The organism is Sediminibacterium salmoneum NBRC 103935, from assembly GCF_000511175.1.
In the GTDB taxonomy this organism is placed as follows: domain Bacteria; phylum Bacteroidota; class Bacteroidia; order Chitinophagales; family Chitinophagaceae; genus Sediminibacterium; species Sediminibacterium salmoneum.
Genome location: NZ_KI866530.1, coordinates 1,562,637 through 1,574,225, shown reverse-complemented (window position 1 = coordinate 1,574,225; position 11,589 = coordinate 1,562,637). Strand labels below are relative to the sequence as shown.

Here is an 11,589-nt window from a genome sequence, read left to right as displayed (position 1 = left end):
TGCCCCCTTCTTTCATTGTGTTCAACGTATTTTTGAAATATGGAGATTAATGCAAATACCATTGCCCACCTGGCCAACCTGAGCAGATTGCATATTGCCGATTCACAAATGGAGCAATACCAGCAAGACCTTCAGAAAATGGTGGCATTTATTGAGAAGCTAAACGAACTGGATACGGAAGGAGTAACTCCGCTTCGGATGATGTCTGCTGCTTCAGAACAAAGAAATGATACTGTTAAAGGCAGTCTTACTTTGGATGAAGCTTTGCAGAATGCGCCAGCTTCTCATTCTCCTTATTTTATTGTACCCAAGGTTATTAAAAAATAATACAGCTTATGTCTACCGAATCTATCATACATCTGGAAGGAATTGAAAAAAGTTATTTCATGGGCAATCAGGCCATTCCTGTTTTAAAAGGAATTGATCTGGATATTTTCAAGAATGAATATGTTGCCCTGATGGGGCCTTCCGGTAGCGGAAAGAGTACCCTGATGAATATACTGGGTTGCCTGGATTCTCCAACCGGAGGAAAGTATATTCTGAACGGAAAGGATGTAAGTAAAATGGCTGATGATGATTTGGCTGAAGTAAGAAATACAGAAATTGGTTTCGTATTCCAGCAGTTTAATTTGTTGCCTCGTTTAACCGCTGCCGAAAACGTAGCACTGCCTTTGATTTATGCAGGTGTATCTAAAAAAGAAAGACATGAAAGAGCTATGGAGGCCTTGGAGAAAGTAGGCCTTGCTGAAAGATCGCACCACAAGTCGAATGAGCTTAGCGGGGGACAAATTCAGCGTGTGGCTATTGCCCGTGCCCTGGTGAACAATCCCTCCATATTGTTAGCCGATGAACCTACCGGTAACCTGGATTCTAAAACTTCAGTAGAAGTAATGCATATTTTCGGAAAATTACAGGAAGCAGGGAATACAGTTGTGCTGGTAACCCATGAAGAAGATATTGCAGCGTATGCCCGCAGGGTGGTTAGGTTACGTGACGGATTGGTTGAGAGCGATACCACAAAATCATAACATTGACAATTCTGCAAAATTGTATATTGCCGAACATTTGAGTAGTTCCATTGTAATCATTGCTCAGTGTACAAACTATGGCAATTAAGATTTATACAAAAACAGGCGATTTAGGCAAGACTTCTTTAATTGGAGGTACCAAAGTACCCAAAAGTCATATCAGAATTGATACATACGGAACCGTGGATGAGTTGAACTCCTGGATTGGAGTGGTGAGCGACCTTACACCCGATGAACATATTAAAGTGGTCCTGAAGGAAATTCAGGATCGTTTGTTTACCGTGGGATCTTCCCTGGCCTGTGATCCGGAGAAAGAGCCCCTGATGAAAATTCCTGACCTGAAAGAATCGGATATTGTTTTTCTGGAAAAAGAAATTGACCAGATGAATGATAGTCTTCCTGCCATGAAATTTTTTGTATTGCCTGGCGGACATCCGGCCATTTCCCAAACCCATGTGGCCCGTTGTGTTTGCCGCAGAACAGAACGCTGCTGTGTTAACATGCAGGAGCAGGATATTTTTGTTGAACCTCTTGTAATAAAATACCTGAATCGGTTAAGCGATTATTTATTTGTATTGTCCCGTTACATCGGACACCAGATGGGGGTTGCTGAAATTCCCTGGAAACCGCGGGTTTAAAATTTTTGCCTTGATTTTTGATGGGCCGCCTTTAGCTACAATTATTGTGGCAAAATTAATCCGTCTTTCATATGCAGGGTTCTGTGGCTTAGTCCGGCCAATTCTTCGTTGTGCGTAACAATTAAAAAGCTGGTGCCCATTTCCTGATTAATGCGGGTGAATAGCTGGTGCAGTTCTCTTGCATTGGTACTATCCAGATTACCAGTTGGTTCGTCTGCAAACACAATCAGCGGTTCGTTAATGAGCGCCCTGGCTACTGCCACGCGCTGCTGTTCGCCGCCAGAGAGTTCATTGGGTTTGTGGTGGCTGCGATCCTTCAGTCCTAATAAATCGAGTAATTGAACTGCTCTTTCTTTTACAACTGCATTGTTTTTATTGGCAATCCATCCGGGTATGCTTACGTTTTCCAGGGCATCAAATTCCGGTAACAAATGATGAAACTGGAAAATAAAGCCCATGTTCAGATTCCGTAACCTGGCCAGGTCCTGGGTATTCATGCTAAGTAAGTCCTGGTCATTTACCAGAATGCTCCCGCTGTCCGGACGATCCAGGGTTCCCAGAATATGCAGCAAAGTACTCTTCCCTGCCCCTGATGAGCCTACAATGCTGACCATTTCCCCTTTGTTAATGGTAATATCCACCCCTTTTAAAACAGGGAGGTTTCCAAATTTTCTGGTAATGGCCGTGGCTTTCAGCATGTAATAGGCTTTTATTTACTGCAAATTAACCTTTTCTGCAGAGATGGGTAAAACTCACATTTGGTGGTATCATTTATACGGTTACTTTTGCAAAAATAATCGAGACTATGTTTTGGACACTAGAATTAGCAAGTTATTTAGAAGAAGCTCCCTGGCCTGCTACCAAGGATGAGTTGATCGATTATTCTATCCGCAGTGGTGCGCCATTGGAAGTGGTAGAAAATCTTCAGGAATTGGAAGACGAAGGAGAAGTGTATGAGAGCATCGAAGACATCTGGCCTGATTATCCAAGTCAGGAAGACTTCATGTTTAACGAAGACGAGTATTAATTAATACACTACACAAATAAAAAGATGGCTAACTGATTCTTCAGATAGCCATCTTTTGCTTGTATGCAGCCGTGATTACAGCTGCGTTTCTATTTTTTTATTCTTTCGGTTTTGCAGGGAATGTCATCTTGAAATAGAATAGCATCAATGCAAGCGCCAGCACAATCATATTGGCGGCAAGCACAGGTCCACTCTTTACATTTACTGCATAAATTAACCAGACTACACAACTGGTAATTACAATCAGTATCATCCAGATACTTAAGTCGCCCACACTTTTACTTTTCCATGCCAGCCATACCTGTGGCATAAAAGTAATAGCACTTAAAAAAGCTCCGAAATATCCTAACAGATCTACCAAATTCATACACTTCATTTTTGTATCCTTATTGGATACGATTGATTAATTAAATGCTGTTTACTCCTGATTGGCAATACCCAATTTCTCCATTACTTCCATGCTAACTCCAGTGGTAGAATATCCTCCATCGTGGAACAGATTCTGCATGGTTACCATTTTGGTTAAATCGGAGAACAAAGTAATACAGTAGTTGGCACAATCTTCTGCACTTGCATTACCCAGTGGAGCAACGGCTTCGGCAAAATCATAGAAATCACCAAACCCTTTGATACCAGTACCTGCAGTGGTTTTGGTAGGAGATTGTGAAACGGTATTGATACGTACTTTTTTCTCTAATCCATAATGATAGCCAAAGCTTCTGGCAATGGATTCCAGCATGGCTTTAATATCTGCCATATCTGTATAGAACGGGAAGGTTCTTTGTGCTGCCATATAAGTTAACGCAACAACGGAACCCCATTCGTTAATGGCATCCAGTTTTTTGGCAACTGCCAGCATCTTGTGAAAAGACATAGCAGATACATCAATACCTTTCATAAAATAATCGTAGTTAGATTCGGTATATGGAATCTTCTTGCGAATATTTACACTCATTCCTATAGAGTGTAGTACAAAATCTATTTTACCACCCAGGATTTCCTGAGACTGTGTAAATAAATTCGTTAGTTCTTCTGTGCTGGTAGCATCGGCAGGAATAATCTGTGAACCGGTTTTTTCAGCCAGTTTATTGATCTCGCCCATGCGCATGGCAATAGGAGCGTTGGTAAGTACAAATGTGGCACCCTCTTCGTGTGCTTTCTCTGCTACTTTCCAGGCAATTGAGTTTTCATCCAGCGCTCCGGTTATAATACCACGCTTACCTTTTAATAAATTGTAGGCCATACAAGTTTAATTTAAGTGCCGAATATACGAATCATTTCTTTGGCATTCTCCAGGGCGGCTGCTGTGGGTTTTTCCCCACTTAGCATCTGTGCAATGGCGTGAATGCGTTCTTCGGTACTGAGTAGTTTAATATTGGTTTTAATTTGGTTGTCTTTGTTTTCCTTGTACACAAAATAGTGTGCATTGGCTTTACCCGCAATCTGGGGTTGATGGGTAATGCAGATGATCTGTCTGTTTCCGGCCAGTTCCTGCATTATGATGCCCACCTGTTTGGCGGCTTCTCCGGAAATACCTGTATCTATCTCGTCGAATATCAGGGTTGGTAAATCTATTTTCTGCGCCACCAGCGATTTAATGCAAAGCATGAGTCTGCTTAATTCACCTCCACTGGCCACTTTGCGAATAGGTTCAAAACGATTGCTTTTATTGGCATCAAATAAGAGTTCTACATTCTCCACTCCATAAGCAGATAGCGGAATAGTTTGTAGGTTCACTTTAATTTGTGCATTCGGCATGCCTACCTGTTTTAATAAGGCATTCACAGCTTTTTCAAAACCATCTGTTACCGATTTTCTGGAAGCAGTAATTTGTTTGGCTGTTTGTTTTAGCTGATGCATTAAATCGTTGGCAGCTACCTGCTTTGCCAGGATGGCTTCGTCTATGGCAACGGCTTCAAAAAGCTTATTCGACAATTCGGTCTGTATCTGTAGCAACTCCGCTGTGGTAGTTACGCCATGTTTTTTCAGCAGTTTATATCCCTCACTAATCCGCTGGTTTACCTGGTCTATTTTGGCTGCATCAAAATGAACATGGTCGTTAATTCTTTCCAGTTCATCGGCTATATCCTGAAGTTCAATCTGACTGGCTTTTAATCTTGCCGACAGGGCAGGAACACCTGCTATCAATGCTTCCAGCGATTGCAGACTATTGTTTAATTGTTTAATGCGGGCAACAATGGGTTCTTCCGAATTGGCAATTTCAAAAGAGACTTTCTCTAATACTGTTTTAATTTCTTCGGCATTGTTCAGCAACTTTAATTCTTCTTCCAGTTGCTCCAGTTCGTTCTCTCTTAAAGCAAGCGATTCTAATTCATTACATAAGTATTGATTGTAATCGGCTTCTTTCTGCAAAGCTGCTTTCTGCTCTTGCAGGGCATTGTAGTCGGCCAATACACGGGTCCATTCCTTAAAGTATTGCTGGTGCGTCTGCAGGATATTTTCATTTCCTGCCAGCGCATCTATTACCATTCTTTGAAAATCGCTGTCTCCCAGTTCCAGTGTATCAAACTGCTGGTGCAAGTCTACTAACAATCCAGCCAACACTTTTAATTGTTGAAGGGTGGCAGGTGTATCGTTGATGAAGGCACGGGACTTGCCATTGCTGGCAATTTCTCTGCGAATGGTAATTAGTGAAGTATGACCGTCTTCAAAATCATGGGCCTGTAAAAATTCGTTTACCGCTTTTTTCTGACCTGCCAGAAACTGTCCTTCAATTATACATTTGCGCTCCTTGTTTACCAACACACTGGTATCGGCTCTCTCTCCAAGGATTAAGCTTATTGCGCCCATCAGGATACTTTTACCAGCACCCGTTTCACCGGTTATGATGTTGAGCTGTTCGTTAAACTGAATGGTCAGTTCATCAATGATGGCATAATTGTGTATCGTTAATTCCTGCAGCAATTTTCTACATTTTTACTGGGGCAAGTTAATGAAGCTTACCCAAATTGGGCTTAGACTTTTAGCTAAATAAGCATAGAAATTTTGGGAAGTTCCACACTGGCTTCCTAGTTCCCTTTGCAGCGTTCAATTCCCGATTTGGCTTTCTGATCCAGTGAGTCCTTGAACTCATGTCCTTCCATATTCATACACTGCTGGTAGTATTTGATAGCGGTGGTTTTGTCGCCTCGTTCTTCGTATATCAATCCTATTTGTAAAGCGGCCCTTGCTGCAAAATGTTCTCTTCTGTTTTCCCCCAGCTTAATGGCTACCAGGTAATTCCGGATAGCATCGTCCTTGCGACCCAGATCGTCATAGATTCTGGCTGCCCGGTATGCAAAATCCAGTTTGTCTGCCAAACTGCTGAAATCGTTGGATGTTTTACCCTGTAACAATTTATAAGCTTCTGCATGATAGCCCCCATCGCTGAGTAAACGGGCTTTTAATAATAAGGGATTGGGCCAGTTGTTTTCCTTGGCATCCCGGTTGGCTTTTTTGTCTGCATCGGAAAGGGTAGATCCCTTTGCGAGTGTTTGTTTCCGGAATGCTTCTGCCTGCTGCTGGTTGCCTAGTAAATAATAGGCCCAGCTAATTTTCTGATAACTGTCTTTCAGATAGAACTTCCCCCTGAACTCACGGGTAAATTGTTCAAAATGTTCAATGGCGTCATCCAGGTCCAGGTGATAAATATGGGCATAGCCCAGTTGAAAATCCCAGACGGGCGTGCTTAAATATTCTGCAGATTTATTTCTGTGCTGTATAATCAACTTGCATTTTGCTGCTTCCTTGTTGTTCAAAGAAAGATTGGCCGCCATAAAAGCATGCAGATGGTTATTGACCAGGTCTAATTTTTTATTTTCTACAAAGTCCAGTGCTTGCTTTCTTTCATTGCCAATATGAAATAACAAATAGGGATAAATGAAACTGGCTTCATTGGAAAACTGTCTGGCCCAATACTCATTGCTATTGGTAAAGTCTTTCATTTTTTTCATCCCTTCTGTAATAGAGCCACGCATGCCCAGTAAATTGGTCAGCCATTTATATCCTTTGGGAATAGTGCCCATAATAGATTCCAGCGCGCCATACAGCATTTCATTGGGGCTGAATTTGGGAAATTTTTTTCGGTTTTCCTTTATTAAAATATAGGCTTTGCGAATGTCCCAGCCCGCATCCCAGAAATTGCCGAATTTAATTTGTACTGCACCTCTCTGTATGCGAAGCATAGATTGACTGTACAAATAAAACGGGCTTGACTTGTCTCCTTTTTGCAATAGATCCAGCCGGCTTTGCATGACGCCCATTTGCCTGGTGTAATAATCAGGATCTTCGTTAAAAAACAAAGTATAGAAATCAATATAGTTATCCAGTAAAATAGGAACAAGATTGTCTGGCTGTTGAAGGCGAATTTTTTGCAGCTGTGCTTCTGCAGTTTCAAATTTGAGTTTATTGATTTCCTGGTAAGCCTGCAGACAGGCTGCGTTAAAATCAAATTTCTGCTGAGCCCCGGCTGTAAACAGCGATGCAAAAAAGAAGGTCAGTAGAAATAGGAATTGCCTCACAGTCTAAAAATAAGAAAGGGCAGCCAATTGACTGCCCTTGAGTATGTTAAATGCAATTTTTTATTTTGCTTCTACGCTGTCATTTAAATCAGCATCTACAAGAATACGTCCGCAGTTTTCGCAAACGATGATTTTCTTGTGCAGGCGAATTTCACTCTGACGTTGTGGAGGAATAGAGTTGAAGCAACCTCCGCAGGCATCACGCTCAACAGCAACTACTGCCAATCCATTCCTGTAACTGTTTCTGATTCTGTCGTAGCTGTAAATTAAACGCTCATCAATATGGGCTCTTGCATCAGCACTATATGAATTTAATTCAGTTTCTTCTTTTACGGTATCTGCGATGATTTTTTCTAATTCACCCTTCTTGTGATTCAGAACGCCTTCTTTTACAGCAACCATTTTCTTGGCGTTTTCTAATTGCTTTACCTTCTCGGCTAGTTCTTCGTTGGCATCGCGGATATGTTTTTCGCAAAGCTTCACTTCTAATTGCTGCATTTCAACTTCTTTGTTGATTGCTTCAAATTCACGGTTGTTCTTTACGTTCTCGCTTTGCTTTTCGTATTTGGCAATCAGGGCTTCGCTTTCTTTGATTGCATTTTTCTTGCTCTCAATGAATTCACTTATACCGTTGATTTCTTCTTCAATACGAGTTTGACGGGCGGTTAAGCCTTGTATTTCATCTTCCAGGTCGCTTACTTCCATTGGAAGCTCGCCTTTTAATACCTGAATTTCATCTAGTTTGCTGTCAATCTTTTGTAAACGTAATAGGTTTACTAGTTTTTCTTCAACGGAGAAATCTTTTACAGATGCCATATCGTGTTGGTAGTTATAAAGTTTATCCTAAAAAATAACGTACAGGATTTGTCTGTACGGTGGTTTTAAGGACGGCAAAGTTAGGGAATTTAGCGGTTATTAGCGAAAAAAGGAGGTCAATCGTATATTGTTCACTTTCCCAGTGCCCAATATCGGCAAGAACCAGCTTTTTGTCTGCGTCGAAAAAACTCATGGTACTTGATGTCTGCACTGATGTAGCAGTCGGCACCAGCCGCAATGGCATCCCTGATCAGGAAGCTACCGGCTCCTCCACACAGTGCAACTTTTTTGAGGTTTTTGCCCAGAAAAGGGGTGTGTTTGACCAATTTTAGGCCAAAAACCTGTGAAATATGGCTAAAAAAGGCTTTTTCTTCCATGGGGGATGGCAACTGTCCGACGATGCCAGACCCCACTCTTCGGTTGGCATTTCTTAATGGCACCAGGTCATACGCCACTTCCTCGTAGGGGTGGGCGGCTTTCAGGGCAGCCACAACCTGCAACTCCAGGTAGCTGGGTAAAATAACTTCAAGTCGGGTTTCGGCCACCGATTCCCGGATTCCCGGAGTACCAATGGTAGGGTTAGAGAGCTCCGATCCACGGAAAGTCCCAATCCCCTCAGAACGAAAACTGGTTTCCGAGTACTCCCCAATATGGCCAGCCCCGGCAGCAAACAAAGCTTCCTGCACCTGCGCCAGTTGAGGAGTGGGAACAAAAGTGATGAGTTTGGTAAGGATGGAGGTTTTGGGTTGCAGGATGCAACAATTGACCAATCCTATTTTTTCTGCTATCACAGAGTTCACGCCGCCCCATACATTGTCTAAATTGGTATGTATGGCATAAATGGCAATATCATTCTTGATGGCATAAATAATGGCTTCTTCTACATAGTTCTTACCCGTTATTTTGGTTAATCCTTTAAACACAATAGGATGATGGGCCACCACCAGATTTGCCTTCTTTTCTTTTGCTTCCATCAGTACTTCCAGGGTTGCATCTAGCGTACATAAAGCACCAGTGCATTCCCACTGCGCATTGCCCGTGATAAGCCCTGCATTATCATAAGATTCCTGATAAGCAAGTGGAGCAAAGCTTTCGAGTTCCCTGATGATTTGAAGTATTTTCATGAGACGAATTTAACTAGATTCGCATTATGGCGGAAGCGCATTTTCTATTTAGTGATGGTAAGGTTCTGAAGCAGGACAAGCTTTTGATTTCGCCGAATAACCGTTCTTTCCGCTATGGAGATGGTTTTTTTGAAACCATGAAATGGTGCAGGGGCAAGGTTTTACTGGAGTCCTTGCATCGGGAGCGTTTGATGACCACACTGGAAAAACTAAAGTTCAAACCACCTTCCTATTTTACTGCTGATTATATTTTTGAAGCTGTGGCTGAGCTCGTGAAAAAAAATCAACACCATGCTTTGGCCAGAGTCCGTGTAACGATTTATAGAGGCGATGGCGGTATTTACGATCCCCAGAATCATTTTCCGCATCTGTTGATACAGAGCTGGGATCTGAATGAGTCGAATAATAAACTCAATGAAAACGGACTAACCATTGGTGTTTTTAAAGAAGCCGTGAAGCAGGCCGATCATTTTTCTTTATTAAAAACCAATAACTACCTGGGCTACGCCATGGCGGCTTTGTGGGCAAAGGAAAATCACCTGAATGACGCACTGTTGCTGAATCCGCAGGGAAATATTGCCGATGCTACCATTGCCAATATTTTTTTGGTGCAGAATGGGTTGATCACAACCCCTGCTTTGTCTGAGGGTCCGGTTGGGGGCGTCATGCGTAAATATGTGTTGAGTCAGTTGCGTGAAAAAGGATACGAAATAAAAGAAGGGATTGTTACGCCCGAAGACCTGGCCAATGCTTCCGAAATATTTTTAACCAATGCCATTTACGGAATGCGATGGGTAAAGCATTGTGAAAACAACTCTTACGACCACCAGTTGGTGCCGGTGCTTTATAGAGAGATTATTAAGCCGCTCTTTTATTTGTGATTTTTTCATTGGTATTGCGTTTTAAGCAATCCTTATTGCTTTTGAACTTTTTTGTGTGCTTTCTGTTGAATGACAAACCGTTTTGATGAAGCCTTCCGTAAACATAGTCTGGTTCAGAAGAGACCTGCGACTTTCCGATAATGCCGCTTTATACCATGCCCTTAAAGCCGGCACGCCCGTATTACCCATTTTTATTTTTGACCAGCATATTCTTGACCAATTAGAAGACAAGAAGGACAAGCGTGTAGCATTTATTCATGGGGCTATTTCCGAAATGCAGACAGCATTGGTAGGTATGGGTTCCAGCATGCAGGTTTTTTACGGAAAGCCTTTGGAAGTTTTTGGAAAACTGGTTGAGCAGTATTCCATTGGAACGGTTTTCACCAATCATGATTATGAACCCTATGCTTTGGAAAGAGATGCTTCTGTACAGTCTTTTTTAGCGCAAAAGTCTATCAGCTTCAGCACCTGTAAAGACCAGGTGATTTTTGAAAAAAGCGAAGTGGTAAAAGACGACGGAAAACCGTACACGGTTTTTACGCCTTATTCGCGCAAGTGGAAAGCTGCCCTGAAACCTTTTTATTTAAAAGCGTATCCTACTGAAAAATATTTCAAGCATTTTTATCAGCAGGCACCATTGGCCATACCGAGTTTGTCCTCCATGGGATTTGAATCGGTAGAATTGGTATTTCCTTCAAAGGAATTGAACCAGGAAATAGTAAAGAAATATAGTCAGAACAGAGACTTTCCTGCATTGGATAACGGTACTTCTAAAATGGGGGTGCATCTGCGTTTTGGCACGGTGAGTATTCGTAAGATTGCCACCATTGCTGCCGGGCTGAATGAAACCTATCTGAATGAATTAATCTGGAGGGATTTTTATCAGATGATTCTCTGGCATTTTCCCAAAGTGGGTAAGGGGCAAGCGTTTAAAGCTGAATATGATAAAATTAAATGGCGCAATAACGAAGAAGAATTTCAGAAATGGTGTGAGGGTAAAACAGGCTATCCCATTGTGGATGCGGGCATGAGAGAATTGAATACAACGGGTTTTATGCACAATCGTGTCCGTATGATAGTCGCTTCTTTTTTAACCAAGCATTTATTAATTGATTGGCGTTGGGGAGAAGCTTATTTTGCTTCTAAATTATTAGACTTTGATTTGTCAGCAAATAATGGGGGATGGCAGTGGGCAGCCAGCAGCGGTTGTGATGCAGCACCTTATTTCAGGGTATTCAATCCCTATCTGCAAACCGAAAAGTTCGATAAGGAATTCAAATACATTAAAAAGTGGGTGCCTGAGTTTCAGGAGTTTACTTATCCTAAGCCGATAGTGGTGCATGAAGTAGCGCGCAAACGCGTTCTTGAAACTTTTGCTGCTGCTTTGAAGCCTGCTTAATGAAGTTTGGGCTGATATATATAATCTCCTCTGCAATCCTGCTTAGCAGTCTTAAATGAGAAGATTATATATATCAGCCCAAAATCAAATAAATCTTTCTTCAATGCAACTGTCAGTTCTGATTCTATAATTGCTGTAACTTTAAAAAAACATCAG

The 11,589-nt window shown here is 41.9% G+C and carries 13 protein-coding genes; 6 read left to right on the top strand and 7 right to left on the bottom strand.

Annotation, left to right across the window (positions count from 1 at the left end; all coding sequences use genetic code 11):
* Positions 1–39 precede the first annotated feature (39 nt).
* The 3 genes from gatC to P767_RS0107430 all read left to right on the top strand — a co-directional run bounded on the left by gatC (position 40) and on the right by P767_RS0107430 (position 1,666).
* The gene (gene gatC / locus P767_RS0107440; protein ID WP_026763994.1) at positions 40–327 is read left to right on the top strand and encodes an Asp-tRNA(Asn)/Glu-tRNA(Gln) amidotransferase subunit GatC; all 288 of its coding nucleotides are present in this window, start codon (positions 40–42) and stop codon (positions 325–327) included.
* Between the two features lie 8 nt (positions 328–335).
* Entirely contained in the window at positions 336–1,028 is a 693-nt protein-coding gene (locus P767_RS0107435) for an ABC transporter ATP-binding protein (RefSeq protein WP_026763993.1), read from the top strand.
* Positions 1,029–1,105: 77 nt separating this feature from the next.
* Positions 1,106–1,666 carry a cob(I)yrinic acid a,c-diamide adenosyltransferase gene (locus P767_RS0107430; protein WP_026763992.1) on the top strand — a complete coding sequence of 187 codons (561 nt, stop codon included), beginning with the start codon at positions 1,106–1,108 and terminating at the stop codon, positions 1,664–1,666.
* Positions 1,667–1,707: 41 nt separating this feature from the next.
* Here the strand turns inward: P767_RS0107430 and P767_RS0107425 are convergent, their stop codons facing one another.
* Positions 1,708–2,364, bottom strand: coding sequence for an ABC transporter ATP-binding protein (locus P767_RS0107425; RefSeq protein WP_026763991.1), 657 nt, complete (start codon positions 2,362–2,364; stop codon positions 1,708–1,710).
* Positions 2,365–2,471: 107 nt separating this feature from the next.
* Here P767_RS0107425 and P767_RS0107420 point away from each other — a divergent pair, with 107 nt between their 5' ends.
* On the top strand, positions 2,472–2,693 hold the full coding sequence (locus P767_RS0107420; RefSeq protein WP_026751298.1) for a DUF2795 domain-containing protein: 222 nt from the start codon (positions 2,472–2,474) through the stop codon (positions 2,691–2,693).
* A gap of 97 nt (positions 2,694–2,790) precedes the next feature.
* Here P767_RS0107420 and P767_RS0107415 read toward each other — a convergent pair whose 3' ends face one another.
* From P767_RS0107415 to P767_RS16320, 6 genes are all read right to left on the bottom strand, one after another.
* On the bottom strand, positions 2,791–3,060 hold the full coding sequence (locus P767_RS0107415; RefSeq protein ID WP_026763990.1) for a SemiSWEET family sugar transporter: 270 nt from the start codon (positions 3,058–3,060) through the stop codon (positions 2,791–2,793).
* Positions 3,061–3,111: 51 nt separating this feature from the next.
* Complete coding sequence (locus tag P767_RS0107410; protein WP_026751300.1) at positions 3,112–3,936, bottom strand: enoyl-ACP reductase FabI; 825 nt, start codon at positions 3,934–3,936, stop codon at positions 3,112–3,114.
* An 11-nt stretch (positions 3,937–3,947) separates the two neighbouring features.
* Positions 3,948–5,618 carry a DNA repair protein RecN gene (gene recN, locus P767_RS0107405; protein ID WP_026763989.1) on the bottom strand — a complete coding sequence of 557 codons (1,671 nt, stop codon included), beginning with the start codon at positions 5,616–5,618 and terminating at the stop codon, positions 3,948–3,950.
* 104 nt (positions 5,619–5,722) lie between these two features.
* Positions 5,723–7,213, bottom strand: coding sequence for a tetratricopeptide repeat protein (locus tag P767_RS0107400; protein ID WP_026763988.1), 1,491 nt, complete (start codon positions 7,211–7,213; stop codon positions 5,723–5,725).
* Positions 7,214–7,273: 60 nt separating this feature from the next.
* Positions 7,274–8,029: a zinc ribbon domain-containing protein gene (locus P767_RS0107395; protein WP_026763987.1), complete on the bottom strand. Its 756-nt coding sequence runs from the start codon at positions 8,027–8,029 to the stop codon at positions 7,274–7,276.
* A gap of 131 nt (positions 8,030–8,160) precedes the next feature.
* Positions 8,161–9,153, bottom strand: a complete 993-nt coding sequence (locus P767_RS16320; RefSeq protein WP_245586858.1) for a Nif3-like dinuclear metal center hexameric protein — start codon at positions 9,151–9,153, stop codon at positions 8,161–8,163.
* 26 nt (positions 9,154–9,179) lie between these two features.
* Here P767_RS16320 and P767_RS0107385 point away from each other — a divergent pair, with 26 nt between their 5' ends.
* Positions 9,180–10,034, top strand: coding sequence for an aminotransferase class IV (locus P767_RS0107385; protein WP_026763986.1), 855 nt, complete (start codon positions 9,180–9,182; stop codon positions 10,032–10,034).
* Positions 10,035–10,119: 85 nt separating this feature from the next.
* A complete protein-coding gene (locus P767_RS0107380; RefSeq protein WP_026763985.1) occupies positions 10,120–11,433 on the top strand; it encodes a cryptochrome/photolyase family protein in 1,314 nt (437 codons plus the stop codon).
* The last annotated feature ends 156 nt before the right edge of the window (positions 11,434–11,589 follow it).

Coding starts and splice junctions, on each gene's coding strand:
- P767_RS0107430 (WP_026763992.1), top strand. CDS start 1,106: ATGGCAATTAAGATTTATACAAAAACAGGCGATTTAGGCAAGACTTCT.
- P767_RS0107425 (WP_026763991.1), bottom strand. CDS start 2,364: ATGCTGAAAGCCACGGCCATTACCAGAAAATTTGGAAACCTCCCTGTT.
- P767_RS0107415 (WP_026763990.1), bottom strand. CDS start 3,060: ATGAATTTGGTAGATCTGTTAGGATATTTCGGAGCTTTTTTAAGTGCT.
- P767_RS0107385 (WP_026763986.1), top strand. CDS start 9,180: ATGGCGGAAGCGCATTTTCTATTTAGTGATGGTAAGGTTCTGAAGCAG.
- gatC (WP_026763994.1), top strand. CDS start 40: ATGGAGATTAATGCAAATACCATTGCCCACCTGGCCAACCTGAGCAGA.
- P767_RS0107420 (WP_026751298.1), top strand. CDS start 2,472: ATGTTTTGGACACTAGAATTAGCAAGTTATTTAGAAGAAGCTCCCTGG.
- P767_RS0107410 (WP_026751300.1), bottom strand. CDS start 3,936: ATGGCCTACAATTTATTAAAAGGTAAGCGTGGTATTATAACCGGAGCG.
- P767_RS0107435 (WP_026763993.1), top strand. CDS start 336: ATGTCTACCGAATCTATCATACATCTGGAAGGAATTGAAAAAAGTTAT.
- P767_RS16320 (WP_245586858.1), bottom strand. CDS start 9,153: ATGAAAATACTTCAAATCATCAGGGAACTCGAAAGCTTTGCTCCACTT.
- P767_RS0107380 (WP_026763985.1), top strand. CDS start 10,120: ATGAAGCCTTCCGTAAACATAGTCTGGTTCAGAAGAGACCTGCGACTT.
- P767_RS0107395 (WP_026763987.1), bottom strand. CDS start 8,029: ATGGCATCTGTAAAAGATTTCTCCGTTGAAGAAAAACTAGTAAACCTA.